Origin of the sequence: Pusillimonas noertemannii (genome assembly GCF_003096595.1) — a bacterium.
In the GTDB taxonomy this organism is placed as follows: Bacteria; Pseudomonadota; Gammaproteobacteria; order Burkholderiales; family Burkholderiaceae_B; genus Pusillimonas; species Pusillimonas noertemannii.
In genome coordinates this window covers 61,905-87,068 of record NZ_QEKO01000004.1, presented here as the reverse complement: position 1 = coordinate 87,068, position 25,164 = coordinate 61,905, and the positions used below count along the sequence as shown (strand labels likewise).

23 protein-coding genes are annotated in these 25,164 nt (G+C 60.7%); 8 read left to right on the top strand and 15 right to left on the bottom strand.

All coding sequences use genetic code 11. The features are described from left to right. Positions 1-33: 33 nt before the first annotated feature. The 6 genes from C7440_RS13710 to C7440_RS13685 all read right to left on the bottom strand — a co-directional run bounded on the left by C7440_RS13710 (position 34) and on the right by C7440_RS13685 (position 8,145). Positions 34-1,140 carry an NAD(P)-dependent alcohol dehydrogenase gene (locus tag C7440_RS13710; protein ID WP_165832596.1) on the bottom strand — a complete coding sequence of 369 codons (1,107 nt, stop codon included), beginning with the start codon at positions 1,138-1,140 and terminating at the stop codon, positions 34-36. 2 nt (positions 1,141-1,142) lie between these two features. Continuing rightward, on the bottom strand, positions 1,143-2,594 hold the full coding sequence (locus C7440_RS13705) for an aldehyde dehydrogenase family protein (protein ID WP_017523433.1): 1,452 nt from the start codon (positions 2,592-2,594) through the stop codon (positions 1,143-1,145). Positions 2,595-2,598: 4 nt separating this feature from the next. Continuing rightward, a complete protein-coding gene (locus C7440_RS13700) occupies positions 2,599-3,852 on the bottom strand; it encodes a flavin-dependent oxidoreductase (protein ID WP_017523434.1) in 1,254 nt (417 codons plus the stop codon). 15 nt (positions 3,853-3,867) lie between these two features. Continuing rightward, the gene (locus C7440_RS13695; protein WP_116518958.1) at positions 3,868-5,811 is read right to left on the bottom strand and encodes a TRAP transporter permease; all 1,944 of its coding nucleotides are present in this window, start codon (positions 5,809-5,811) and stop codon (positions 3,868-3,870) included. Between the two features lie 29 nt (positions 5,812-5,840). After that, positions 5,841-6,794: a TAXI family TRAP transporter solute-binding subunit gene (locus C7440_RS13690; protein ID WP_116518957.1), complete on the bottom strand. Its 954-nt coding sequence runs from the start codon at positions 6,792-6,794 to the stop codon at positions 5,841-5,843. 145 nt (positions 6,795-6,939) lie between these two features. Next, complete coding sequence (locus C7440_RS13685; RefSeq protein WP_116518956.1) at positions 6,940-8,145, bottom strand: FAD-dependent oxidoreductase; 1,206 nt, start codon at positions 8,143-8,145, stop codon at positions 6,940-6,942. A 170-nt stretch (positions 8,146-8,315) separates the two neighbouring features. On the opposite strand from C7440_RS13685, the gene C7440_RS13680 reads away from it, so the two are divergent. Continuing rightward, positions 8,316-8,957 carry a TetR/AcrR family transcriptional regulator gene (locus tag C7440_RS13680; protein WP_165832595.1) on the top strand — a complete coding sequence of 214 codons (642 nt, stop codon included), beginning with the start codon at positions 8,316-8,318 and terminating at the stop codon, positions 8,955-8,957. Between the two features lie 53 nt (positions 8,958-9,010). On the opposite strand, the gene ppsR is transcribed toward C7440_RS13680, so the two are convergent. Next, a complete protein-coding gene (gene ppsR / locus C7440_RS13675; protein ID WP_026067736.1) occupies positions 9,011-9,844 on the bottom strand; it encodes a posphoenolpyruvate synthetase regulatory kinase/phosphorylase PpsR in 834 nt (277 codons plus the stop codon). A 169-nt stretch (positions 9,845-10,013) separates the two neighbouring features. Between ppsR and ppsA the strand changes: the two genes are divergently transcribed. Further along, positions 10,014-12,389: a phosphoenolpyruvate synthase gene (ppsA, locus tag C7440_RS13670; protein ID WP_116518954.1), complete on the top strand. Its 2,376-nt coding sequence runs from the start codon at positions 10,014-10,016 to the stop codon at positions 12,387-12,389. 90 nt (positions 12,390-12,479) lie between these two features. Here ppsA and C7440_RS13665 read toward each other — a convergent pair whose 3' ends face one another. The 7 genes from C7440_RS13665 to C7440_RS13635 all read right to left on the bottom strand — a co-directional run bounded on the left by C7440_RS13665 (position 12,480) and on the right by C7440_RS13635 (position 19,255). Next, positions 12,480-13,856: an L-serine ammonia-lyase gene (locus C7440_RS13665; RefSeq protein WP_116518953.1), complete on the bottom strand. Its 1,377-nt coding sequence runs from the start codon at positions 13,854-13,856 to the stop codon at positions 12,480-12,482. A 45-nt stretch (positions 13,857-13,901) separates the two neighbouring features. Continuing rightward, complete coding sequence (locus tag C7440_RS13660) at positions 13,902-14,714, bottom strand: ABC transporter ATP-binding protein (RefSeq protein ID WP_207775415.1); 813 nt, start codon at positions 14,712-14,714, stop codon at positions 13,902-13,904. Further along, entirely contained in the window at positions 14,711-15,778 is a 1,068-nt protein-coding gene (locus tag C7440_RS13655) for a dihydrodipicolinate synthase family protein (protein WP_116518952.1), read from the bottom strand. Before C7440_RS13655 ends, C7440_RS13660 begins: the two co-directional genes overlap by 4 nt. Before the next feature lie 21 nt (positions 15,779-15,799). Further along, the gene (locus tag C7440_RS13650) at positions 15,800-16,648 is read right to left on the bottom strand and encodes a GNAT family N-acetyltransferase (protein ID WP_116518951.1); all 849 of its coding nucleotides are present in this window, start codon (positions 16,646-16,648) and stop codon (positions 15,800-15,802) included. Then, positions 16,635-17,699 carry an NAD-dependent epimerase/dehydratase family protein gene (locus tag C7440_RS13645; RefSeq protein WP_116518950.1) on the bottom strand — a complete coding sequence of 355 codons (1,065 nt, stop codon included), beginning with the start codon at positions 17,697-17,699 and terminating at the stop codon, positions 16,635-16,637. Before C7440_RS13645 ends, C7440_RS13650 begins: the two co-directional genes overlap by 14 nt. Beyond that, complete coding sequence (locus C7440_RS13640; protein WP_116518949.1) at positions 17,696-18,505, bottom strand: ABC transporter permease; 810 nt, start codon at positions 18,503-18,505, stop codon at positions 17,696-17,698. The genes C7440_RS13645 and C7440_RS13640 overlap by 4 nt, the downstream gene beginning before the upstream one ends. 96 nt (positions 18,506-18,601) lie before the next feature. Continuing rightward, on the bottom strand, positions 18,602-19,255 hold the full coding sequence (locus C7440_RS13635) for a TetR/AcrR family transcriptional regulator (RefSeq protein ID WP_116518948.1): 654 nt from the start codon (positions 19,253-19,255) through the stop codon (positions 18,602-18,604). Positions 19,256-19,376: 121 nt separating this feature from the next. Here C7440_RS13635 and C7440_RS13630 point away from each other — a divergent pair, with 121 nt between their 5' ends. The 3 genes from C7440_RS13630 (at position 19,377) to C7440_RS13620 (ending at position 22,577) form a co-directional block, all read left to right on the top strand. Then, entirely contained in the window at positions 19,377-20,384 is a 1,008-nt protein-coding gene (locus tag C7440_RS13630; RefSeq protein ID WP_180064395.1) for an ABC transporter substrate-binding protein, read from the top strand. 145 nt (positions 20,385-20,529) lie between these two features. After that, positions 20,530-21,828 (top strand): NAD(P)/FAD-dependent oxidoreductase, encoded by a 1,299-nt coding sequence (locus tag C7440_RS13625; protein WP_017523450.1) that lies wholly within the window; start codon positions 20,530-20,532, stop codon positions 21,826-21,828. A gap of 47 nt (positions 21,829-21,875) precedes the next feature. Further along, positions 21,876-22,577: a methylated-DNA--[protein]-cysteine S-methyltransferase gene (locus C7440_RS13620; RefSeq protein WP_243410920.1), complete on the top strand. Its 702-nt coding sequence runs from the start codon at positions 21,876-21,878 to the stop codon at positions 22,575-22,577. A gap of 15 nt (positions 22,578-22,592) precedes the next feature. On the opposite strand, the gene smpB is transcribed toward C7440_RS13620, so the two are convergent. Beyond that, positions 22,593-23,048, bottom strand: a complete 456-nt coding sequence (gene smpB, locus C7440_RS13615; RefSeq protein WP_017523452.1) for an SsrA-binding protein SmpB — start codon at positions 23,046-23,048, stop codon at positions 22,593-22,595. A gap of 61 nt (positions 23,049-23,109) precedes the next feature. Between smpB and C7440_RS13610 the strand changes: the two genes are divergently transcribed. The 3 genes from C7440_RS13610 to C7440_RS13600 all read left to right on the top strand — a co-directional run bounded on the left by C7440_RS13610 (position 23,110) and on the right by C7440_RS13600 (position 25,162). After that, positions 23,110-23,544 carry a type II toxin-antitoxin system RatA family toxin gene (locus C7440_RS13610; protein WP_026067742.1) on the top strand — a complete coding sequence of 145 codons (435 nt, stop codon included), beginning with the start codon at positions 23,110-23,112 and terminating at the stop codon, positions 23,542-23,544. A 43-nt stretch (positions 23,545-23,587) separates the two neighbouring features. Further along, positions 23,588-23,962, top strand: a complete 375-nt coding sequence (locus tag C7440_RS13605; RefSeq protein WP_243410919.1) for an RnfH family protein — start codon at positions 23,588-23,590, stop codon at positions 23,960-23,962. A 66-nt stretch (positions 23,963-24,028) separates the two neighbouring features. Then, positions 24,029-25,162 carry an enoyl-CoA hydratase/isomerase family protein gene (locus C7440_RS13600; RefSeq protein WP_116518944.1) on the top strand — a complete coding sequence of 378 codons (1,134 nt, stop codon included), beginning with the start codon at positions 24,029-24,031 and terminating at the stop codon, positions 25,160-25,162. Positions 25,163-25,164: the final 2 nt, after the last annotated feature.

Here is a 25,164-nt window from a genome sequence, read left to right as displayed (position 1 = left end):
TAAAAGTGCGCGATGCCGGGTTTCTATGTCGCGTTAATTTTTAATTGACATACGAATGACAGGTTTAATTGTTTTGCCCGATTCCATGTCCTCAACCGCTTGATTAATGTCGGTGAATTCATAGAAACGGATGAGTTTGTCAAATGGGAACCGGCCTTGCTTGTACAGGTCAATCATGGCCGGAATAAAAATATCGGGATTGCTGTCGCCCTGATGCACGCCACGAACCGTGCGTCCCCCCAGGACCAGCTGCAAAATATTGATTTGGGCGTCAGCGCCTTTGGCCGTGTTGACCAGGGCACACACGCCCCGCGGCGACATGTGGTTGATAGCCTCTTTGATAATTCCCAGGTGGCCCGTGGTATCGACCACATAGTTCAGGCCTTGCGGCGCAATGTCGCGAATGCGGGCAAAGGTGTCTTCAGTGCCGCCGTTAATGACATGGGTGGCGCCCAGTTCCTGGGCGAGGTCCAGCCGGGATGGCTGGGTATCGAGTGCTACGACGGTAGAGGCACCGCATAAATGGGCGCCCATGATTGCGGCCAGACCCACGGAACCTGCGCCCAACACGCCGATACGGCTGCCTGCGGGCACTTTTAACGCATTGATGACGGTTGAAGCACCGGTTTGAATGCCACAACCCAGCGGCCCCAGTATTTCCAGGGGTACGCTGGGGTCGACCGGGACAACGTTGCGTTCGGTGCAGATGCTGTAGGTGGCAAAGGACGATTGCCCGAAAAAATGGCTGTGGATGCGTTCTTTGCCTTTGCTTAGCGCTGTGCTGCCGTCGGGCCGTTGACCCGAAAAAGCATGCCGGCCCAGATGCAGACAATAGACCGCATCGCCCTGAATGCAGCTTGAACAGGTGCCGCAGGAGTCGAACGTAATGACCACCGGGTCGCCGGGTTTGACCTTGCGTACGGAACGTCCAACCTGCTCAACAATACCTGCCCCCTCGTGCCCAAGCACCGTAGGCTTTGGAGTAAAACCGTCGGTGTTGCGCATGTTCACGTCGGTGTGACAGATGCCGGTGGCTACGACTTTTATCAGGACTTCATTGTCGCGTGGTGATTCGAGCTGCAGGGTTTCCAACGTAAAGGGTTGAGCCGTTTCGCGACATACGGCAGCGGTAATTTGCATGGTTATGACGCAGGAGTTTCAAAGTAGAAATGCTTGGTACGCATGAAATCGAACATGCCTTCCAGTCCGTGCAGCTTGCCATAACCGCTATCGCCATACCCACCGGTTTCAGCTTCGGCAAACAGGCGGTTGTGCGTGTTGCACCACACGTTACCGAAGTTCAGCTTGGATGCCACGCGCCGTGCCAGAAAAAGATCTTGTGTCCAAACGCTTGAGGCCAGGCTGTAACGGGTTGCATTGGCGCGCTCGATGGCTTCTTGTTCATCGGCAAAACGCTCAAGCACCAACAACGGCCCAAACAGCTCGTCTTGTATAAAGGGCGAGTTCAAGTCGTTGACTTCGATCAGGCTGGGTTCAATAAACGCGCCCTGGGCCAGCTCATCTTGGGGAATCCGGCCTTTCAGGACGACGCAGGCTTCTTTTTCTGCACGTTCGACCAGCGCGGCAATGCGATCTCGATTGGCAAGATCGATTAAGCAGCCCATGTCTGATGCCGGGTTGTTACCGGGGCCGACCTTTACGCGTTGTAATGCTTGTGCCAGGCGCGAACGGAAGTCGTCGTAAATGTCGGCGTGCACCAAAACGCGGGCAATGGCAGTGCATTGCTGTCCGGCCAGCACCGTGGCGCCCGCCACCACACCCTTGACGGTGCTGTCTATGTTGCAATCGGGGAACACCAGCGCAGGGGCCTTGCCGCCCAATTCCAGTGAGAGGCGTTTAAGCGAAGGCGACGTCGATTCGGCAATGAGTTTGCCGACTTTTGAAGAGCCGGTGAAACTGACGACGTCGATGTCCAGCGATTCGCACAGGTGCTTCGATACCGCCACACCTGACTCTATGACGGAGTTCACGAGGCCGGGTGGCAAGCGTTCGTCACAGGTCAGGCATTCCAGTGCCAGGTTGTGGGCAATGCACGTTTGGAATGCGGGCTTGATGACGACTGAACATCCGGCGGCTAACGCAGGAGCCAGCGAGCGTATCAGCAGCAATAAAGGCGCATTCCAGGGCAGAATGATGGCGGCGACGCCGGCGGCTTCGCGGTCCAGCATGGAAAAGGCGTCAGGCTCCACTTCGAGGTTGCGCCCATACTGGGTGCGGGCCAGCCCAGCGTAGTATTTCAACTCGGACACGCTACCGACGACCTCGACCACCGCTTCGCGGCGCAACTTGCCATTTACGGTCACCAACCAGTCGGCGATTTCGTCTTTTCGAGCTTCGAGCCGAGCCGCGAAATCAAGCAGCACATCTGCCCGCAGACGTGGGCTATTGCGCCAGTTTGTTGTATCAAAGGCGCGGCGCGCGGCGGTGACGGCAGCCAGCGCCTCGGCCCGGCCGCCGTCGCAAAAATCATGAACGTGTTCGCCGGTGGCGGGATTCAGGCCTTTGCCTTGCCGGGCCGGGCCGGACACCGATTCTACCCAGTGTCCGTCAACGTAATGCTTTACCAGTTCCATGGATTCAAATAGCCTCGGGTTTGCGCAGGTCTTCTACTTTGAAGCCGGCGACATTCTTATAATTATTTGAAATTTCAATCAGCTCGTCGCGGCTGATGAAATCATCCAGATTCTGAAACGGCTTTCCGCCGGTGCGGTCATGCACTTCTTTCAAAATGGTGTCGGGCGGCGCAACGCGGTTCATCAAGACCACCTCTGTGGTGGCCTTTACGCGAATACGGTCGTATTGTGTTAACGCTTTGTCGGTCAGACCGTGGGTTTTCAATTGCATTGTCAGGCTGGGGGCATCCAAAATAGCCTGACCCGCCCCGTTCGAGCCGCGTGGAACCATGGGGTGGGCGGCGTCCCCCAATAGACTGATGCGCCCGAAGCTCCAGCGTGGCAGAGGGTCTTGGTCGACCATGGGGTATTCCAGGATGTTGTCTGTTTTCTCAATCATGCCGGCCACATCAAGCCAGTCGAAATGCCAATCGGCAAAGGCCGGGAAAAAGTCTTCCAGTCGCCCGTTTCTGGTCCAGTCGCGTTTGGCGGGAAAGGGCGTTTCGAGTTCGGCTACCCAATTGACAAGCTGGGTGCCCTGGCCGTCAATGTTGTTGCGAATGGGGTAGATCACCATTTTTCCGACTGACAGCCAGCCCACCCGCGTCATGCTGGCACTGCTAAGGAAAGGTTTCATGGTGGTGGTGCCGCGCCACATGTTTACCCCTGAATAGCGCGGTGCGCCTTCGTTGGGATAAAGCTGCTTGCGTATTGCTGAATGAATGCCGTCGCAGCCGATAACCAAAGCGCCCTGGACCGATAGACTGGAGCCGTCAGGCCGTTCGAATTGAACGCTGACGTCGGCGTCTGTTTGTGTGGCGCCGGTGCAGCGGTGGCCCAGCACAATGGCGTCTGCGCCCAGACGTTGCTGTACAGCCTTGATCAGCACGCTTTGCAAGTCGCCACGATGGATGGAGAATTGAGGCCAGCCGTACCCGGCATCGATGCCCGCAGGTTCCCTGTACACAAATTGGCCGAATTTATTGTAGAAGACCGATTCTTTGGTCGTTACGCCGATGGCTTCAAGTTCGGGCAGTAGCCCCAAGTCATCCAAGACCTTAACGGCATGGGGCAGCACATTGATGCCTGCACCCAGCGGCTTGATTTGCTCTACGGCTTCGTAGAGGCGACAACTGAAGCCAGCCTTATGCAGTTCCAGGGCCAGGGTCAAGCCGCCAATGCCTGCACCCACAATAACGACATCATGGTTGAGACTCATAAACGGTGTTTCCAATTAAGTGGCCGACGGGACGACATGACGCCTTTTGCGGAGAAAATGAAGGATCGACAAAGCAACCATCAGTATGAACCCGGCAATGTCAGTCCATTCAGCACCGGCAAAGGAAGACGCTGGAATCAGCAGCAGGGCTCCGGCGATCATGAACAAGATACGTTCAATGCCACGGACCGGCGTGCCAAATTGCCCCACCACAGCGATAGACCCTGCCAACACGCCCAGCGCAGTGGTGGCAACGTCCCACAGTATCGTGGTGGCAGGGCCTTCCATCAGCAGGGCGGGCGAAAAGACAAACATGAAGGGCACTAAGTACGAGCACCAGCCCACCCGAGTGGCTGTCCAGCCCACATCGGTGCCGTTGCAGCCCGCTATATTGGCTGCGGCAAAAGCAGCAATCGCAACCGGCGGTGTCACCATGGACATCATGCCAAAGTACATGACGAACATATGCGAGGCCATAGGCGAGATGCCCGCCTTGATCAATGCCGGCGCAATAAGCGTGGCCAGCAGAATGTAAACGCCGACCGTGGGCATGCCCATGCCAAGAATAATGGCGACCACCGAGGTCAGGAGCAATAGAACAACGATGTTGTCACCGCTGGCTGCGAGCAACTGCAGCGTTAAGCCAAAAGCCAGCCCGGTAAGGTTCAACACGCCAATGACCAGGCCCGCGGCTGCGGCGATTACCAGCAAATCAAGCGATGCGCGAGCGGTGCCAATTGCAGCCAGCGCCAGGTCTTTGAGGGGAACGCGATGACCTTTATAGCCGAACACCAGGTTGAAAATAACGATTAGGGCGGCGGTTTGCAAAGCGGCGTATTCGGCCCTGACTCCGAAGAACATCAAGCCGACAATCAGGACAACGAAAGGAATGGGGAAGTACCATCCGTCGCGCATCACTTCTTTCAGGGCCGGCAGGCGATCCATGGGTTCGCCGACGATGCCGCGTTTGGCGGCGTCCAGGTCCACCTGGATGAAAAGTGCCAGGTAATAGAGAAATGCAGGGATAAAGGCAGCGATCAGAACAGACACATAAGAAATCTGCAGCATCTCGGCCATGAGGAAGGCCGCGGCCCCCATGACCGGCGGCGCCAGTTGGCCCCCTGTGGAGCCTACCGCTTCGATGGCTGCGGCAACGCGCTTCGGAAAGCCCGAGCGCTCCATCATGGGGATGGTTATGACACCCACTGCCGCCACGTTTGAGACGGCGCTGCCTGAAATCATGCCGAACAGGGCAGAGCCGACAACAGAAATTTTGGCCGAACCGCCCCGATAACGTCCCATCAGCGCCATGGCCAAATCGCCAAAAAACCGCGAACCCCCTGTAATTGCCAGAAGCTGGCCCATGAGCGTAAACGGTACGATGATTAGAATCGCAATGGAAAGGACCTGACCAAAAATGGCATTGGTGTCAATGCCTGAATAGACCAGCAGACGGGTGAAGTCGATCGGGCGACTAACGAATTCGTCGGGCAACAAGTGGCCCGTAAGTGCGTACACCATCAACACCAGTACGACGATGACCAGAGTCAGGCCCGCCGTTCTGCGTGTGGCTTCGATAACAAGGCCCACGATGACCGCACTGATGATAATGGAGTCGAGTGGGCGGTAGATGGCTTCATTGACCAGCACCGGATATTGCCAGGCAATATACCAGCAGCAAAGCAGTCCGGCCAGGCCGGCGATGGCGTCGCCCCAAGGTGTTGGGGTGTCGTCAGGCGACGGCCTGGCTCGGATACATAAAAATGTCAAACCCAGCCCCAGCCCGAGGATCAGCGCCAGAAACTGCTCGTTGTAAAGAGCCCATCCGGCGTACATCGGAATCTTCAGAACCCAACCGATGACGACAATGGTCAGCAGGGCCTGAAGAACCACTGAAAGCTTGCTACGGAATCCGTTGGGCAGACCGCCGCGCTGCGTCCTCGTTGCTGTGGAAGTCATGTTTTTATTTCTCGCAACAGATAAGGCTGTTATTTGACCAGGCCGACTTCACGATAGAAGCGCAGGGCGCCTTCATGGAAGGGCGCAGGCATATTCTCCTTGTACATGAGCTTTACGTCGAAGTCGCGGTAAGGCGCAAACGTGTTGGCCAGCTCAGGCTGGTTTTCGTAGATGGTTTTAACAGTCTTGTAAACGATCTCTTCGGGAACATCTTTGCCGGTGATCAAGAGGTTGTCGTAAGCCATGGTGGCGGTGGGTTCGGTAAAGCCGGGAAGGTTGGGCTGCGGTTTTTGCGTATAGGCATAGCCATACGGAAACACTTTATGCATGGCGGCCATCGCTTTCTCGTCTGATTTCATAGGCAGCATGCGCAGACCGCCCACCGAAGCGTCGACCTCGGTGACTTTTCCTCCGCCCACTGCAAAGAAGAAGGCGTCAACGTTTCCTGAAGCCAATTCGTCGGCCCCGCGCGCAACATTCGGCACCATGACTTGCTCGATGTCGTCGGCCGTCAGGCCGTCAGTTGCCAACAAGGCGTCAAGGACAGCGGTAAGCGAACTCATGGCGGTAAAGCCGTGCGTCACGCGCTTGCCTTTCAGGTCGGCAATGGTTTTGATGTCGGAGTCCGCGCGTACGAACAGGGCGGTTTTCAGTGGGAAACTGACGCTGGCGATCTGCAGGTGCTTGGCCGGGCGGCCTTTGAATACGCGTTCGCCTTTAGCCGCTTCGCCTGTTTCAATAACGTTTGCAATAGCAAAATCAAGCTCGCCGGAGGCCAGCATTGGGATCAGCGCGCTTTCACCGCTATTGGGCTGTACGCGTGCCTGCATGCCGGACTTTTCTGCAAGGAGCTTGGCAACGGCCGAGCCGCTTGCGTAGCTCATGGTGCCTTGGCTCATGGTGCCTACGCCCACGTTTTGCGCCATGGCCGTACCGGTCAGGCTGAATGCGAGGGCGAGCCCTGCCAAAAATTTGAATTTCACGTTTTGTCTCCTGGAATAGTACAACTCTGTAGGTTGAATCTACGGACGAGCCCGCTTTAGGTAAAATTTCTGAAACATGCTCATTTTTAAATCTAGCATATTTTTCACGGAAAAGTAGTTGGGGAAAACGCACCCGCCAGAACATTTATTGAATCTGTGCGGCGCGCCTGACGCTGTTGATCATCGAGGAATTCATCAGGAAGGCGCGATGTTTTTCAGGGTCGGAGGCTATGTCTCGCATCTCCTGGCTTCGTTGCGCGCGTATTTCGGGGTCGCGTTCTTCCAACATTTTTTTATTGCGGATAGTAATGGCCTGCACATACTCGATATTGGTCAGACGTCGCTGCCGGTCGTATAGATCAAGAAGTGTTGTGCTCTCGTTATTCAGCAAGACGCGCGTCAATTTTTCTGCCAGGTTCATGGCGTCGTGAATGCCGCTGTTCAGGCCCATGCCACCCAGTGGATTATTCACATGGGCCGCGTCGCCGGCCAGCAGGATCCGGCCGGATCGGAAATTTTTTGCCACCCGCTGGTGTACGCGGTACACGCTGCGGTAAGGGATGTCGTAAGTCTGGTCGGGCAACAGGAAACCTTGTATACGGCTTTGCACATAATCGTCTGACAGCACTTCTTCGTCGGTTTGATCCGGTTGAATGGGAAAAGCAATGCGATAAATGCCGGGGGGGCCGTTATGGGGCTGTACAAAAATGGCCGCCCATTCGTCGGGATCGGCAATGTAGGCGTTACCTGTAAAACCGCAGCTTTTTAAATCGAAAGTGGTGGCAAAGACCAGAAAGCGTTCCGGCCAGGTGAAGCCCTCGAATTCAATATTGGCGGTTTTTCTGACGATACTGCGCACGCCGTCGGCGCCAATCAGGTAACTGGCTTGCATGTTGCGCGTAACGCCATCCGACGTCACCTGAACGGTGACGCATTCTTCATCCTGCGTGAAGCTGACACACTCATGACCGAACAAAACCCGTGCATTGGGAAACCTTTGCAACGCCTGATATGCCAGTCGCGACAGTTTGTGCTGCTCGCAGTGCAGGCGAAACGGGTAGGACGTTTCGCCGGCAATCATGCCCAGGTCGAATTGCGCAATCAGTCCTTGTTTGCGGTCACGAACTTGCCATTCAGATACTTTTATGCCCAGCTTGAGCAATTCCTGCCCGATGGACAACGTGTCGAGCATTTCGACGGTGGGTGGGTGAAACGTACCGGCTCGCAAGTCGGTGGGAATTTCGGCACAAGCTTCCAACACGACAACGTTGACGCCTTTTTCCGCAAGTGCCAGGGCAGCAACCAGACCAACCGGCCCACCGCCGGACACAATGACGGGATTGTGGTTCATAGGTAATTTATCCGTGAAAATAGGCCGTGACCAATCATTATTCCAAGTGTATGCTCAAAAATGAGCGTGTTTCATTTTATGGGTATGATTCAATATGGGTCAAGCACCATTAAGAGCTGATCGTTTTTTTAATTTTTATTGCCATGCAAAACGAAGTCACCCGAAATAAAATGCCAACGCTCTCGCCCAAGAAAATAGGGTTGCGCGAGCAGGGGAAGCGGGAAAGGCGTCGCCGTATTCAGGCTGCGGCGCGGCGTGAGTTTATGGAAAAGGGCTACGACGTGGCGACCACTCGCGATATTGCGCTTCAGGCAGAAGTGGGTATCGGTACGCTCTTCACTTACGCTAAAGACAAGCGTGAACTGCTTATGATGATCGTGAACGACGATCTGGACGAGGTGAGTGAACAGGCTGAACAAGCGCTGAATCTCGATCAGCCTTTGCTTGAGCAAATATCGGCTTTCTTTAAACCTCGCTACGATTACTGGGCAGCCCATCCCGCATTGGGGCGGCCGATTGTGCGTGAAATTGTGGATGTGATGGGGGCGACCAAAGAACCCGGCGCGGAAACGGTTCGGTTCTACGAGCGACGCCCACGCATGATAGCCGTACTGCAGCAAATTATTGATCGGGGTCAGCGGTCGGGAGAAGTGACCAAAGAAGCGCCGGTCGCGCTGATTGCTTCTCTGCTTATTACTATTTATTTAACCGAAGTGCGCCGTTGGTTGACCCAGGAAAGCCCTGATGCGCAAGAAGGCCTTGCCCGGTTTCGCGAGTTGGTAGCATTGGCGATTCGGGGCGTGCAACGTTGAAAACCGCTGCATCAAACGACAACGAGACAAACCAGCGTCAACAGCCATAAAACTCAATAACTACGCCTGTTGATGCCCACTTCCTCCAGCACCTTGGTGGAAATCTCTTCGATCGACCGCGTCGTGGTCGACAGGCAGGGGATGTTTTCCATCCGCATCAGCCGCTCGGCCTCGGCGACCTCGTAGCGGCATTGCTTCAGCGAGGCATATTGGCTGCCCGGCCGGCGTTCGTTGCGTACCTCGGCCAGGCGCTCGGGCTGGATGGACAGGCCGAAGAGCTTGCCGCGATAGGGCGCCAGCGTTGCCGGCAGCGAGCCGCGTTCGAAATCTTCGGGGATAAGCGGAAAGTTCGCCGCCTTGACCGCGTATTGCATGGCCAGGTACAGGCTGGTGGGCGTCTTGCCGCAGCGCGAGACCCCCACCAGGATCACGTCGGCCTGCTCGAGCCCATGGACGAACTGTCCGTCATCGTGAGCCAGGCTGAAATTGATCGCCTCAATACGATTGTGATATTGGGGCGAAAGCCCCCCCATGTGCGAGCGGCCGATCGAGTGGCTGGACTTCATGTCCAGCGCCTCTTCGATGGGTTTCACGAAAGTGCCGAACAGGTCGAGGAAGGTGCAGTTGGACTGCCGGACGATGAAGGCGACGTCCGGATTGACCAGCGTGCTGAACACCAGGGGCGGCTGCTGTTCTTTTTCGGCGCAGCGATTGATGCGCTGGGCGGCCGCGGTGGCCTTTTCGATTCCGTCGATGAAGGGAATGCGAACCGGGGTGAACTTGACCTGTTCGAACTGCGAAAGCACTGCGTGGGAAAAGGTTTCGGCGGTGATGCCGGTACTGTCCGAAACGATGAAAACGGTGCGCTCGACGGGCGTGGATGTCATGAGGAAGAAGGGCGGCAGGGTTGGAGGGGAAACGAAGTACAATCGAACCTTGCTGCGTTCCTGGAACGGCAAGGCTTGTTCGGCCAGAGCATAGATTGTAGGGCACATTCGCGCCCCGTGTTATGCCCTGGCCAAACAAGCTTTCTTCTATAGTGTCAAAGGTGACTTTATGTCTTATGTAGTATCGTTCGAGCAGCTCCGCATGACGGACGTTGACTCGGTGGGGGGCAAAAACGCCTCCCTGGGCGAGATGATCAGCCAGTTGGCGGGGGCCGGGGTGCGTGTGCCCGGCGGCTTTGCCACCACGGCCGACGCCTTCCGCGAGTTCCTCAAGTCTACCGGACTTGACGACCGCATCGCCCAGCGCCTCTCTACGCTTGATTCCGAAGACGTGCGCGAGCTGGCCGAGGCCGGCGCCCAGATCCGCCAATGGATCGTCGACACGCCTTTCCCGGCCCAGCTTGAAAAAGCCATCCGCGAGGCCTTTGCCAAGCTCGACGCCGACGGCAAGGGTTCTTTCGCCGTGCGTTCTTCGGCCACCGCCGAAGACTTGCCCGACGCCTCTTTTGCCGGCCAGCAGGAAACCTTCCTGAACGTCGTCGGCATCGACGACGTGCTCGACAAGGTGCGCCACGTGTTCGCCTCGCTGTACAACGACCGCGCCATATCGTACCGCGTGCACAAGGGCTATGCCCACGCCGAGGTCGCCCTGTCGGCCGGCATCCAGCGCATGGTGCGTTCCGACAAGGGCAGCGCCGGGGTCATGTTCACGCTCGACACCGAATCGGGCTTCGAAGACGTGGTCTTCATCACGTCGTCGTACGGCCTGGGCGAAACCGTGGTGCAGGGCGCCGTCAACCCCGACGAGTTCTACGTGTTCAAGCCCACGCTGGCTGCCGGGCACTATCCCATCATCAGCCGCCGCATCGGTTCCAAGCTCATCAAGATGGAATTCGACCCCCAGCGCACCGCCGGCGTGGCCGTGCGCACCGTCGACGTGCCGGTTTCCGAGCGCAACCGCTATTCGCTGACCGACGATGAAGTCATCGAACTGGCCCGCTATGCGGTCATCATTGAGCAGCACTACAAGCGGCCCATGGACATCGAATGGGGCCGCGACGGCGTCGACGGCAAGATCTACATCCTTCAGGCCCGCCCCGAAACCGTCAAGTCGCAGCAGGGCAAGCAAGACGTGCAAGAGCGCTACCGCCTCAAGGCTACCGGCGACGTCCTGGTTACTGGCCGCGCCATCGGGCAAAAAATCGGCTCGGGCAAGGTGCGCATCGTGGGCGACATCTCGCAGATGGACCAGGTCCAGGCCGGCGACATCCTGGTTACCGACATGACCGACCCCAACTGGGAACCCGTCATGAAGCTGGCCTCGGCCATCGTCACCAACCGGGGCGGCCGCACCTGCCACGCGGCCATCATCGCCCGCGAGCTGGGCATTCCGGCCGTGGTGGGCTGCGCCAACGCCACCGATGTGCTGCAAGAAGGCAAAGAGGTCACCGTCTCGTGCGCCGAGGGCGACGAGGGCCGCATCTACGACGGCCTGATCGAAACCGAGATCGAAGAAGTGCGCTGGGGCGAAATGCCCGACATCGGCCTCAAGGTCATGATGAACGTCGGCAATCCGCAGTTGGCCTTCGATTTCTCGCAGATTCCCAATGCCGGCGTCGGTCTGGCGCGTCTCGAGTTCATCATCAACAACAACATCAACGTGCATCCCAAGGCCGTGCTCGACTATCCCAACGTCGACAGCGAGCTCAAGAAGGCCGTTGAATCGGCCGCGCGCGGCTATGCCAGCCCGCGCGCCTTCTTCGTCGACAAGCTGGCCGAAGGCGTGGCCACCATCGGCGCCGCCTTCTATCCCAAGCCGGTCATCGTGCGCCTCTCCGACTTCAAGTCGAACGAGTACCGCAAGCTCGTGGGCGGCTCGCGCTACGAGCCCGAAGAAGAAAACCCCATGCTGGGTTTCCGCGGCGCTTCGCGCTACATCTCCGACGAGTTCGAAGAGTGCTTCCGCATGGAGTGCGAGGCCCTTAAAAAGGTGCGCGACGACATGGGCCTGACCAACGTCGAGATCATGGTGCCTTTCGTGCGCACCCTGTCGCAGGCCAAGCGGGTGGTCGACCTGCTGGCCAAGCACGGCCTGGCGCGGGGTGAGAACGGCCTGCGCCTGATCATGATGTGCGAAGTGCCTTCCAACGCCTTGCTGGCCGACAAGTTCCTCGAGTACTTCGACGGCTTCTCCATCGGTTCCAACGACATGACCCAGCTTACCCTGGGCCTTGACCGCGACTCGGGCATGGAACTGCTGGCCGCCGACTTCGACGAACGCGACGAAGCCGTCAAGTTCATGCTCAACCGCGCCATCAAGGCCTGCCTGGCCGCCGGCAAGTACGTGGGCATCTGCGGTCAGGGCCCCAGTGACCACCCCGACCTGGCCGAGTGGCTGCGCGACGAAGGCATTCTGTCGATGTCGCTCAACCCCGACACGGTTGTCGAGACCTGGCAGCGCCTGGCCAACGGCGCCAAGGTCTGATCCGCATCAAGCCGGCCGCGCTTCGAGCGCGGCCTGAACACCCAGAAAGCGCCTTCCGAGGCGCTTTCTGGCGTTGGAGCGCATTGTTCATCAACACTCGATGATGTTCACGGCCAGCCCGCCCTGTGATGTTTCCTTGTACTTGCTCATCATGTCGGCGCCGGTTTCGCGCATGGTCTTGATGACCTGATCAAGGCTGACATGGTGGGTGCCGTCGCCTTGCAGGGCAAGGCGGCTTGCGGTAATGGCCTGGACGGCGGCGATGGCGTTGCGTTCGATGCAGGGTATTTGCACCAGCCCTCCGACGGGATCGCAGGTAAGGCCCAGATGATGCTCCATGCCGATCTCGGCGGCATTCTCCACCTGCCCCGGGGTGCCGCCCAGTGCGGCGCAGAGCCCGGCGGCCGCCATTGAACAGGCGACGCCGACTTCTCCCTGGCAGCCCACCTCGGCTCCCGATATGGAGGCGTTTTCTTTGTATAGCAGGCCTATTGCGCCGCTGGTCAGCAGGAAATCGACGATGCCCTCGTCGGTGGCACCCGGAACGAAGCGCCGATAATAAAGCAGGACTGCGGGCATGATGCCGGCGGCGCCGTTGGTCGGCGCGGTAACGACCCGCCCGCCGGCGGCGTTTTCTTCATTGACGGCCAGCGCAAAAAGCGTGACCCAGTCTACGATGCGCAGCGGGTCGCCGGCGGTGCCTGAAGAGTGTTGCAATGTGCGGTACAGGGACGGTGCCCTGCGCGATACGCGCAGGCCTCCGGGCAGGCTGCCCTCGGTATTGCAGCCGCACCGTATACAGTCGTGCATGGCTCGCCAGATGGCCAGCAGGTCGGCGTCGATTTGCGCATTGTCGCGCCAGTGGTTTTCGTTGCGCCGCATGACCTGGGCGATCGAGCCGTCTTGCTCTTGAGTGTGCCGCAACAATGCTTTGGCGCTATGAAAGGCCAGCGGCAGCGCAACCTCGTGTTGCGGCGGCTGGCCCGATTCGAGCATCTGTTCGCTGGCGACAAAGCCGCCTCCGACGGAATAGTAGATTTTGCTGTCCAGGGTGGCCAGCCGGGCGTCGAGAGCCTGGAAGCGCATGCCGTTGACGTGGCCGGGCAGGCTCTGGCGATGGTTGAAAAGCAGGTCTTCGGCCTCGTCGAAGTAAATCGGCTTTTGGCCCAGCAACATCAACTGCTTGCCGCGGCGTATGGAGGCAAGCCTTGCGGGTATGGCATCGATATCGACCGTGTCGGGCGCCTGACCTTCCAGCCCGAGCATCACGGCCTGGTCGCTGGCATGCCCCTTTCCCGTGGCGCCCAGCGAGCCATACAGCATGACGCGAACCCGTTCAACCTGGGCGAGCTGCCCGCTTTCGAGCAGGTGGGCGGCGAACAGGCGAGCGGCACGCATGGGGCCCACCGTATGGGAGCTTGACGGACCTATTCCGATCTTGAACAGGTCAAATACGCTGATTGCCATATAGTGCCCCCGGGTAGTTGGCGGGACGGCCGGTGATGCGTTTTTTTAATCGACTCCGAGCAGGTCGTAGATTCTGCGCACGTATTCGCCGAACTCGTTCTGCGTTTTCAGAAGCAGGTGGCGCGGAGTCGGCAGGTCGATGGCGAAGAAATCAGCCATGCGGGCGGGGCCTGCCGTCAGCACGGCGCAATGGGTGCCCAGAAATACGGCCTCTTGGATGCTGTGTGTCACCACCACGAAGGTTTTCTTGGTTTCACCCCAGATGCGCAGCATTTCTAGATTCATTTTTTCGCGCGTCAAGGCATCCAGGGCGCCAAAGGGTTCGTCCATCAGGACGAGCTTGGGGTCGTGGATAAGCGCCCGCGCAATGGCGGCGCGCTGTTGCATGCCGCCCGACAGCTCGTACGGCAGCTTGTCGGCAAAACCGGTCAGGCCGACCATGTCGAGCAGTTCGTGGGCGCGCGCGGTGGCCGCCTTTTTATTCAGGCCCAGGATGTCGGCGGGCAAGAGCACGTTATCCAGGATGGTGCGCCATTTGAGCAGCACGGGCTGCTGGAACACCATGCCGACATCGCGTCCCGGATTGAAGACATTGTTCGGGCCGCCAATTTGCAAAGTGCCGCCGTCATGCTCGTGCAGGCCGGCCAGGATCTTCAGCAATGTCGATTTGCCGCAGCCGGAAGGGCCCACCAGCGACACCATGTCGCCTTCGTGGATGTCCATGGATACGTCGGAGACGGCAAGGAATTCTTCGTTGCGCTTGCGATAGACCTTGCGCAGCTGGCGCATCTGGATAAGCGCTTCGCCCGGCGAAGCCTGAGCCGGCCTGAGCGGAGTTTCTGAAGTACTTGTCATCATGCCAGCCACCTTGCCAGGTTATCGCGCACGAAAGCATCGTCGCTCAAGTCGCCGTGCAGTGCATAGACCCGGTCGATCTGTTCAGACTGGCCGGGCCCCATGCTTTCGCCGGGGTCGAGGCACCAAGTGCCCTGCAGCAGGCCCTGGCGGCGCAAGACTTCGTGACAACCCGCAATGCAGCCCTGAAAATTGTTGGCGACATCGAAAAAGGCCGAATTGCAGTCGGTGACGCGAGAGTCCAGGGCGAGCAGCTCGGGGTCGAGTCGGCCGCCATTGGCGGCGAGCGCGGACTTGATCCGCGCCAGTTGCTTCACGGCGCTGGCCGTCCACACCGACCAGTGGCCCAGCAGGCCGCCCCGAAAGCGTACCGTGACAGGCTGGCCCTCTCGCATGGCGGTAAAGGGCAAGGCCAGGTCCAGCACGATGTGGTCATCGTTGCCGGTATACAGGAATACGCGTTCTTCGGCGCGTGCCTCGACGACTCCGCGCACCACGTCGATGGTGCGATAGCGGTTGAAGGGCGCGACCTTGATGGCCAGGGCATTGGGAATCGAGGCGAAGCGGCGCCAGAAACCACTGGACAGTACGGGGCCGCCAACGGCCGTCTGCAGATAAAAACCGATAATCGGGATTTCGCGGCTTACGGCTTCACAGTGGGCAATCAGCTCGTCTTCGGAGGCCGGGGCCAGCGCCGCCAGGCTGAGCAAGCCCGCGTGGTAGCCCAGGCCTACGGCGGTGCCGGCTTCTGAGCAGGCTTGCGCGGTGTTGCCGCACAGCCCCGCGATCATGATCATCGGCCGCGATGTCCAGGCCTGTTGATCCTCGATGGCGGCGCGCAGCACCGTTTCGTACAAGCCGTGCTCGCGGATATTGAACTGGGTGGTGTGCACGCCCACCGCCAGCCCGCCGGCCCCGGCGTCGACGTAGTAGCGGGTGAGCGCGCGCTGGCGCTGGCGGTCGAACCGGCGCTGCGCATCCAGGGCAAGGGGGTGGGCGGGAATGACCGTGCCTTGCGCAAATTGCGCCAGAACATCCTGGGAAAGATCGGATCGTTGCAAGGGCATGAGGGCTCCTGTATTGGGGGGCTATCCGAACTCGGGTCCGGCGACGGCATGCATGAAGGCGGTCATGCCTTGCGGCGCCGCATCGCCCAGCGCCATGCGGGCAAAACCGCGCTGCGGGGCAAAGCCGGCTGCGCACAGCGCGTCGCGCATCAGGGGGCGGTCGTCGGGAACGTCGATGAACAAGGCGTCGGCCGTGGAGCTGGCGATGTCGCCCAGCAGTTGCGCGGCGGCCTGTTCGTTGCTGGCCAGCAGCGGCCCGATATGGCGGGCCACGCGGCCGGCGCGGACGATGGCCATTGCCTCGGCGTGACGCACCACATCGGTGTCTTCCCGTGCCATCAGGTCGGCCAGCAGGGCATGGCGGGCAAAGCCGAGCGCCTGGCCGTCCAAGGCGGCGATGGTTTCAAGGGCGATGGGCGCATGCGGCCTTGCGCCCGTTTGCGCGCCCCCCACACCGGCACGGTGCCAGCGGGTAAACCGCCACAAGGCCGCAAACGAGTATTGCCGGTACAGCCGTTCGCCATCGGGCGTGGCGTCGAGCATGGCGGTGCGGCCCGAAGCCTGGACTTCTTTCAGGCAGTGCTCGAACACCGCGCGTCCCAGCCCTTGGCCGCGTCGCGGCGGGGTGACCAGGATCAGGCTGATCCAGGCCGCGCTGTCTCCAAGGGGAAGGACGGCGCCGCTGGCTACGATCCGCTTATGCTCGTCCCGCACGACATGGACCGAGCCCAGCCGGGAGAAAATCGCCCAGTCTTGCGCTGTCTGGTTCCAATGGCTTTGCTCGACCAGCTCGTCGAGCATGGCCTGGCTTTCCGGCGTCAGGGCCGACAGCGTGTCGACTTCGACGGGGCGGGATTCAGTACTTGCCATCGCGGGATTCGAACTTGGTGGGTTTGCCGTACAGCTTGCCGCCTCGCTGGGTCCAGTCGGCGACCCAGTTGATCTGCCGCGACAGCGGCACGCGCGGATAGCCGAACAGGCGCTCGGCCTCGCCGGTGTTCATGATCCAGGCGGTGGGGGCTTCTTCGCCCGTGATGACGGGGGGCTTGCCGAAGCGCCGCCCGAATTCTTCGGCCAGCCAGCGTATGGATATGGTTTCAGGACCGCTGACGTTCAGTGGCGAGGTGGGTGTGGTGGCGTGCGCCAGGCAGCGCAGGGCCTGCGAATTGGCATCGCCTTGCCAGATGACATTGACGTGGCCCATGGTGACGTCTACGGGTTCGCCATGCCAGACCTTGGTCGCCACGTCGGACAGCACGCCGTAGCGCAGGTCGATGGCATAGCTCAGGCGAAACAGCCGGCCCGGGGTCGAATGCTGCTGCGAGAAATACTCGAACAGGCGTTCGCGCCCAACGCAGGAGTTGGAGTATTCGCCGGGGGGATTCGGGGCGAGGCTCTCGTGGGCGCCCTGGCTGTTGACCGGTACGAAGGGGTAGACGCAGGCGGTGGAGAACGCCACGATGCGCGAGGCGGTGAAGGTTTGCGCGACGAGGGCCGGCACGTGGACGTTCATGGTCCAGGTCAGGGGACTGTTGGCGTCGGCGCCGAACTTGTGGCCGGCCATGAAGACGATGTTTCCGCACTTGGGCAGCGTGGTCAGGGCCTGGGCATCGAGCAGGTCGCAGGCAATGGTCTCGACGCCGTGGTCTTCAAGCATCTTGCGAACGGCGGGGTCGCTGAAGCGCGCGACCGCAATGACGCGGCGGCCCGCCGGCAGGGCGTTGCGCGCCAGGCGCGCCATGGTGGGGCCCATTTTTCCGCCCACACCCAATATCATCAGGTCGCCGTCGATTCGAGCCAGGTCGTCGATGAGCTCGCGCGAGGGAAGGGCCAGATACTCGTCAAGGGCCTGTTCGGTTTCGAAGCGTTCGGGAAACGCGACGTCGTTCAGTACAGAGGCGGTGTGCGTGGAGAGTGTCATTGGATTCTAGCGTCCTGAGTGATGAAGAACCGCTCTAGCAGCAAGACCAGCAGGTAGAGCAGTACGCCAAGGCCGGTGATGAGGAGTACAGCCATGAAAACGGCGGCGGTGTCGAGCGAGGCCTGCACCTGGATCATCAGGTAGCCCAGGCCTTTGTCGGACGCGATGAATTCGCCCACCACCGCGCCGGCGACGGCCAGTATGGTGGCGACCTTCATGCCCGAGAACACATAGGGCAGCGAGCCCGGAAGCTGGATGTAGCGGAACAGCTGCCAGCGCGATCCGTTCAGGGCGCGCACCAGGTTCAGCAGGTCGGGTTCGGTTTCGTTAAGGCCGCGGATGGTGGTCAGCAGGATGGGAAAGTAGCAAAGGCTGAACGTGATGAGGATGTTCGGCCAGATGCCATAGCTGAACCACACGATGATCAGCGGCCCCAGCGCCACCTTGGGGATCATGTTCAGGGTGACCAGTAGGGGGAAGGCCAGCAGCATGAGCTTGCGGCTGGTGATGAACAGCAGGGCGCTCAAGATGCCAAGGACCAGGCCGAAGGCGTAGCCGCCGAAGACTTCCAGCGCGGTGACGCCGGTGTTGAAGGCCCAGCGGTAGTTTTCGTTGAACAGCGTCGCGACGATTTGAGACGGCGCCGGCAGGATGAACGATTGGATCGAGAAGACGCGGACGGCGGCTTCCCATAGAACAAGGCAGGCCACGTGCACGCCGACAATGGCCGCCCAGCGCTGAAGCGCCGAAAGCTCTATCGGGGAGACGCTGCGGGATTTCGAGGATGCGTTGCTGGCTGCGGGCATATCAATTTTTCTCGCAAGGCGATGACCTGAAAAAATGATAGGCGCAGCGGAGGCGCGCTGTCAACCAAATGGTTGATTAACTTCGGGTGCGCGAGGCTAGGGGCGCAGGGCGTTCAGGGCGAAATCAATGACGTGGCGGCGCCTTTGAGCCAGCGCCGCCCGTGAGCCTAGGGATTTCCCGAATATTGCCGACAGGGTGTGGTTGTTCGAGAAAAAGAAGTAAGAGATGCCGGCGATGGAGATATACAGATTGAGCGCGTCGATGTCGTCGCGGAACACGCCGCGCGCCACGCCTTGCTTCAGGGTGGCATCGAGCATGTCGATGAAGGGCGAGTGCATTTTGCGCAGCACGCGGGATTCGAGGATGTGGCTGGCCCGGTTGCGGTTTTCGTCGCTGAGCAGTGCGATGAACTCGGGGTGCGCGGCCAGATAGTCGAACGAAAAGGCGACCAGCTGCGACATGGCTTCGAGCGGCTCGAGCGCTTCCAGCGAAAGGTGTTTTTCCTTTTCGCGGATTTCGGCATAGACCGATTCGAGTGCTACTAGATACAGCCCCTGCTTGCTGTTGAAGTAGTGATAGACCAATTGCTTGTTGACGCCGGCCGTGCGCGCGATTTCATCGACCCGGGCCCCGGCGAAGCCGTTGCGTGAGAATTCACTGATGGCGGCCTGGATGAGTATGGCCTGGGTGGCGGCGGCGTCTCGCCGCGCAGGGGACGAAGAGGATTTGCGAGGAACGGGACTGGCCATGGCGACGTCGTGGTTTTCTCTGATTGTTTATCAACCAAACAGTTGGTAGTATGAATTATACCTTCAGGCAATCAGCCTGGGCCCGCCTCTGGCACTCAACTTTTCGTAGGGAGTGAGCATTATGCGTACACGATTGTCTGTCGTTCTTCCCGCAATAAGCGCTGCGTTGTTTCTGGCAAGCGGTACGGGGGCTGTGGCCGCCGAATCCATCAATCTCATGCTTAACTGGACGCCGACAGCCGACCATGCGCCGCTCTATTATGCCAAAGCGCAAGGCTGGTACAAGGACGCCGGCATCGAGCTGAACATCGAGGCGGGCAAGGGTTCGGCATTGTCGGCCCAGCGCGTGGGGTCGGGCGGCGCCCAGTTCGGCATTTCCGATTTCCCCACCGCGCTTCAGGCAGTGGGCAAGGGCGCCGAACTCAAGGCGGTGATGGCCATCTACGCCAACAGCCCCCAGGGCTTCTACTGGCTCAAGTCCTCGGGCATAGAAGGCCCCAAAGAATTCCCCAGCCATAAGATCGGCAACCCTCCGGGCGATGCCTCGCGGCTGATGTGGCCCGCATTCGCCAAGAAGATCGGCATCGATCCGGCTTCGGTTCGCTTCGTCAACCTCAGCCCGCAGGCCAAGGTGGGCGCGCTGAAAAGCAAGTCGGTCGACATCATCAGCGACTTCTACAACGAGCATGACCTGAAGGTGCGCGAGTTCGGCGACGACCTGGGTTTCATTGCCTGGCGCGATGCCGGCTTGAACATGTACGGCAATTCCCTGTTCGTCAACAGCGAGTACTTGGCGTCCAAGCCCGAGGCGGTCAAGACCTTCGCGTCCATTACGCAGCGGGCCTACCAGGCCTGCGTCAAAGATTTCGAACCCTGCCTGGAAGCCCTGATCGCCAGCGTCAGCGGCTTGAGCCCCGACAACCAGCGCGACCAATGGGGCCGCATCAAAGACCTGATGCGCGACCAGACGACCACCACCGTGGCGCTGGGCGCATTCGATGGGGAACGGGTCCAGGCCGACTACGACCTGGTGAAGTCCCTGATCGGCCTGGACAAAGACTTCGACCCCGCCACGATGTTCACCAACGACTACCTCGACAAGAACGTGCGCATGCCCGCCGCCCAGTGAATCAAGCCGGCGGGCTCGCGCGCGCCGGATGCGCGCCGAAGGGCCGAACTCAAGCAGCTTCATGTTAAAAAAGGAACGGGCAGGCGCTTGCCGCCGCAGATGCGGTTCGTCCCGCCCATGAGTTCGGTCATTCAAGGGAGCATGCATGGACAAGCAGGCGCACAAGGTGGTGATCGTCGGCGGCGGCGCCGGCGGGCTGGAGCTTGCGGCCAAGCTGGGGCGCCGCTTCGGGCCCGATCAGGTCTTCCTGGTCGACAGCTCTCCCGATCATATCTGGAAGCCCTCGCTGCATGAAGTGGCGGCCGGCACGCTGGACATCCACCGCGAAGGCTTGTCGTACGCCATGATGGCCAAGGACAGCGGCTTTACCTTCATTTATGGTGCTTTTGCGGGCGTGGACCGCGCCGCGCGCAGCATACGGCTCGATGCCGTGATGGACGAGCAGCACGAACTCTTTCCCGCCCGCGAAATCGCCTACGACACGCTGGTGCTGGCGGTGGGCAGCCGCTCCAACTTCTTCGGTACGCCCGGCGCGCGCGAATACGCGGTGGCGCTCGACTCAACCGAACAGGCCGAGCATTTCCGCAAGCTGTTCCTTCGCAAGCTGGTCATCGCCAACAATGGCTCCCAGCCGCCCCGGCCCCTGAATATCGCCATCGTGGGCGGAGGCGCCACGGGCGTCGAGCTGGCGGCCGAACTGGTCGAGGCCAGCAAGAACATCCGCTACTACGGCCTTGACAGGCTGGATCCGGCCCACAGCATACGCATCACCTTGCTCGAAGGAGCCGGCCGCATTCTTTCGGCGCTGCCACCCAAGATGTCCGACGCGGCCCAGCGCCTGCTGCAAGAGCGCGGCATCGAGGTCAAGACTTCGGTGCGGGTCGCTTCCGTTCAGGAAGACAGCCTGACCGACGCCGAAGGCAGGCAATATCCTTCCGACATATGTGTCTGGGCGGCCGGCATCGAGGCGCCCGCCTTCCTGGCCGGCCTGGGCCTGAACGTGAACCACCGCAACCAGATCGTGGTCGACCGCATGCTGCGCACCGACGATCCGCATATCTTCGCCATTGGCGACTGCGCCCAGGCGCCCTGGGACAAAGAAGGCGAGTTCCTGCCGGCCCGGGCGCAGGTGGCCCACCAGCAGGCCGACTTCCTCATTCCCCTATTGCGCGACCGCATCGAGGGCCGCGAGCCGCCCCAGGCGACGTTCCGCTTCAAGGACTACGGTTCCCTGGTGTCGGTGGGCCATACGCGGGGCGTGGGCAGCCTGATGGGCGTGCTCTCTGGCAAAAGCTGGTTCGTCGAGGGCCTGGTAGCGCGCATGATGTACATGAGCCTGCACCTGATGCATCACCTGGCGGTGCTGGGGGCGGGGCGTACCTTCGTGATGGCGATCGGACGCCTGCTGCTCAAGCGCAGCGCGCCCAGAGTTAAACTGCATTAGCCGCAGCCATTGCCTCAACCGCATTGGCGGCGGCGCCACCTTCACGCTTGTCTACCGAACAGTCTGCCATGTATCGCGCGCGCATCGATTCTCCCTTTGGCCCCATTCTGCTTTGCGGCGACGGTGCGGGGCTTGCGGGGCTGTATTTCACCGATCAAAAGGATTGTCCGCCGCTGGCCGACGGGCCGGGGGTTCGCTCTGATTCGAGCCGGCCAGGCTCGGGCACGGCGGGCGGCGTGCCCTTGCGCACCCTGCGCCCGGCACGGCGGCCGGCCGAGGGCCAGCTTCCGGGGCTGGACGAAGAGAGCGGCGAAGGCGTTTTGCGGGGGCGGATTTCGTCAGGCAATGAGGACGCGGCCCTGGAGCTGCTGGCGGCGGAAACGCCCGCCAGCGCGGTCGAGCTGTTCTCCCGGGTGCGGGAAGAGCTGGCGGAATATTTCGCCGGTGAACGGAAGAGATTCGGCTTTCCCTTGCAACTGAAGGGCACGACGTTTCAGATCAAGGTCTGGAATGCGCTGTGCGAGGTGCCCTATGGCGAAGTGGTGTCATATGGCGACCTGGCGCTGCAGGCCGGTCTGACCACAGGGCACGGCCGTCCGGTGGGCACCGCCGTGGGGCGCAATCCGGTGGCCATCGTCGTACCTTGCCATCGCATCATAGGCAGCAACCGGACCCTTACCGGCTATACGGGCGGGCTGGAGCGCAAGGTGGCGTTGCTCGAGCTGGAAGGGTTTGCCTTCGGGCGCTAGCTTGCCGGGGCCGTACTATTTATTGCGCAGGTCGTGCTTCATCAGGCGCTCTTTTTCGCGCGCCCAGTCTTTGTCGCGCGCGGTGTCGCGCTTGTCGTGCAGCTTCTTGCCGCGGCCCAGGCCGAAGTCCATCTTGATGCGGCCGTTCTTGTAATGCAGGTTCAGCGGCACCAGCGTGTAGCCGCGCTGCTCTACCTTGCCGATGAGCTTCTTGATTTCTTCGGCCTTGAGCAGCAGCTTGCGCGTGCGGGTGGAGTTCGGGTGTATGTGGGTTGAGGCCGTAGGCAGCGGGCTGATGTGCATGCCCACCACAAAGATCTCGCCGTCGCGCACGATGATGTAGCTTTCCTTGATCTGCACGTGGCCCGCGCGTATGGCCTTGACCTCCCAGCCCTCGAGCACGAGGCCCGCTTCGAAGCGGTCTTCGATGAAGTAATCGTGGGTTGCCTTGCGGTTGTCGACAATGCTCATGAATCAAGGGTTCTTGCGGTAGAAGGTAAAATCAATACATTCTATCCATTAACGACACTCGATGCATACAGTCCAACGCTCCGTACTCGTACCCTACAACCAGGCGCAGATGTTCGATCTGGTCGCCGACGTCGACAAATACCCCGAGTTCATGCCCTGGTGTGGCGGCGCGGTGGTGCAGCAGCGGGATGAACACGGCATGCAGGCGTCGATTACCATCAGCATCGCGGGCATCAAGCAAACCTTCACCACCCGCAACGAACACCGCTATCCCGAAGAAATCACCTTTCACCTGGTCGACGGCCCGTTTTCGGCCCTGACCGGTACCTGGCGCTTCCAGGAACTGGCTCCCGATGCGTGCAAAGTGCTTTACACCATGGAATACGCGTTTTCAAACCGGGCGCTCGAGATGGTAGTGGGGCCCGTCTTCAACCGCATTGCCACCAGCTTCATCGACTCGTTCACGCAGCGCGCACAGGCCTGTTATGGAGATTGAGGCCGTCAGGCGCCGCCCTGGTGCGTCTCCTCCGGCGACAGCCTTGCCGGATGCCGCGGGGCGGCACGCGAGAGGTGCGCATGGCACGGTGCAGGTCAGCGTCGTGTATGCCGAGTGCGGCAACGCATGGCAAACCAAGCTGGCCGTGCCGGAGGGTACCGATGTGGGCACGGTATTTCGGCTTAGCGGTTTCGCCGAGGCGTTTCCCGATTACCCCAGCGAGGCGCCGGCGGTGGGCATTTTCGGGCGCCGCTGCCATCTTGAAGAGCCGGTTGCCGAGGGCGATCGCATCGAAATCTACCGGCCCCTCGACTTCGACCCCATGGAATCGCGCCGCCGCCGTGCCGAGCATCGCAAGGCGGCGGGGCGGCAGCCGCAGTTTCGGCCCCGCCGCGTGCGCGACGCCGGCAATTCATGAACCGCGGCAAGCCGGGCCCGGCGCGGGGCCGGCCGGCCTGACCGCAGCAAACCGGAGCCCCTGAACATGAGCACCGACCTTTTGTTCGACACACTGGAGGCCGGCAACGGCCGCCGCATCGCCGTGGCGACCCTGAATCGCCCCCGGACCCTCAATGGCCTGACGCTGCAGATGTGCGCCGACCTGGACCGGCAGCTTACCCTGTGGGAAGAGGACGACGCCGTGGCGCTGGTGGTGCTGCGGGGCGAGGGCGGCAAGGCCTTTTGCGCGGGCGGCGACCTGCACAGCCTCTATGCCTCGATGCGCGAGGCCACGCCGGGCGATGCCTGGGGCAATGAATACGCGCGGGATTTCTTCGCCGTCGAATACCGGCTTGACTACCACATACACCGCTATGCCAAGCCCGTGCTGTGCTGGGGCAGCGGCATCGTCATGGGCGGCGGCGTCGGCCTGATGATGGGGGCCAGCCACCGGGTCGTCACGGAAACCACCCGCTTCGCCATGCCCGAGATCACCATCGGCATATTTCCCGATGTGGGCGCAAGCTGGATGCTCGAGCGCCTGCCCGCGGGCATAGGCACCTTCCTGGCCCTTACCGGCGCCCAGCTCGATGCCGCGGATTGCCGCCATCTGGGCCTGGCCGACTACACTCTGCACTCGGGCGGTTGGCAAGCCCTTGTTCGGGCGCTGCAGGGTACGCCCTGGTCTTCCGGCCGAAACGAAAACGCTGTCTTGCTGGATCGTGTCCTGCGTTCGCTGGCCCCGACCGACATGAATTGTCCGGCGCCGTTGCGGAAACTCTACGAACGTATCGCCGAACAATGCGACGGGCCCGACTTCGAGGCCATCTGCGCCGGCATCGCAGGCTGGCACGACGCCTCCAACACCTGGCTGGCGCGTGCGGCACAGACTTTCATGCGGGGCTCGCCGGGGTCTGCGCGCTTGGGTTTCACGTTGCAGAAGAAGGCGCGGGGCCTGTCGCTGGCCCAGGTTTTCCAGATGGAGTATACGGCCATACTGCAATGCGTGGCCGGCGAAAACTTTCGCGAGGGCGTGCGCGCCCTGCTTATCGACAAGGACATGTCGCCCCGCTGGCAGCCGTCCTCAATAGCCCAGGCCGACGAAGAGTGGGTGCAGCGCTTTTTCGTGCCGGCCTGGCCGGCGGGCGTGGCCCATCCGCTTGCCGATCTGGGTGTCTGAAC

Coding starts and splice junctions, on each gene's coding strand:
- C7440_RS13710 (WP_165832596.1), bottom strand. CDS start 1,140: ATGCAAATTACCGCTGCCGTATGTCGCGAAACGGCTCAACCCTTTACG.
- C7440_RS13705 (WP_017523433.1), bottom strand. CDS start 2,594: ATGGAACTGGTAAAGCATTACGTTGACGGACACTGGGTAGAATCGGTG.
- C7440_RS13700 (WP_017523434.1), bottom strand. CDS start 3,852: ATGAGTCTCAACCATGATGTCGTTATTGTGGGTGCAGGCATTGGCGGC.
- C7440_RS13695 (WP_116518958.1), bottom strand. CDS start 5,811: ATGACTTCCACAGCAACGAGGACGCAGCGCGGCGGTCTGCCCAACGGA.
- C7440_RS13685 (WP_116518956.1), bottom strand. CDS start 8,145: ATGAACCACAATCCCGTCATTGTGTCCGGCGGTGGGCCGGTTGGTCTG.
- C7440_RS13680 (WP_165832595.1), top strand. CDS start 8,316: ATGCCAACGCTCTCGCCCAAGAAAATAGGGTTGCGCGAGCAGGGGAAG.
- ppsR (WP_026067736.1), bottom strand. CDS start 9,844: ATGACATCCACGCCCGTCGAGCGCACCGTTTTCATCGTTTCGGACAGT.
- ppsA (WP_116518954.1), top strand. CDS start 10,014: ATGTCTTATGTAGTATCGTTCGAGCAGCTCCGCATGACGGACGTTGAC.
- C7440_RS13665 (WP_116518953.1), bottom strand. CDS start 13,856: ATGGCAATCAGCGTATTTGACCTGTTCAAGATCGGAATAGGTCCGTCA.
- C7440_RS13660 (WP_207775415.1), bottom strand. CDS start 14,714: ATGATGACAAGTACTTCAGAAACTCCGCTCAGGCCGGCTCAGGCTTCG.
- C7440_RS13655 (WP_116518952.1), bottom strand. CDS start 15,778: ATGCCCTTGCAACGATCCGATCTTTCCCAGGATGTTCTGGCGCAATTT.
- C7440_RS13650 (WP_116518951.1), bottom strand. CDS start 16,648: ATGGCAAGTACTGAATCCCGCCCCGTCGAAGTCGACACGCTGTCGGCC.
- C7440_RS13645 (WP_116518950.1), bottom strand. CDS start 17,699: ATGACACTCTCCACGCACACCGCCTCTGTACTGAACGACGTCGCGTTT.
- C7440_RS13640 (WP_116518949.1), bottom strand. CDS start 18,505: ATGCCCGCAGCCAGCAACGCATCCTCGAAATCCCGCAGCGTCTCCCCG.
- C7440_RS13635 (WP_116518948.1), bottom strand. CDS start 19,255: ATGGCCAGTCCCGTTCCTCGCAAATCCTCTTCGTCCCCTGCGCGGCGA.
- C7440_RS13630 (WP_180064395.1), top strand. CDS start 19,377: ATGCGTACACGATTGTCTGTCGTTCTTCCCGCAATAAGCGCTGCGTTG.
- C7440_RS13625 (WP_017523450.1), top strand. CDS start 20,530: ATGGACAAGCAGGCGCACAAGGTGGTGATCGTCGGCGGCGGCGCCGGC.
- smpB (WP_017523452.1), bottom strand. CDS start 23,048: ATGAGCATTGTCGACAACCGCAAGGCAACCCACGATTACTTCATCGAA.
- C7440_RS13610 (WP_026067742.1), top strand. CDS start 23,110: ATGCATACAGTCCAACGCTCCGTACTCGTACCCTACAACCAGGCGCAG.
- C7440_RS13600 (WP_116518944.1), top strand. CDS start 24,029: ATGAGCACCGACCTTTTGTTCGACACACTGGAGGCCGGCAACGGCCGC.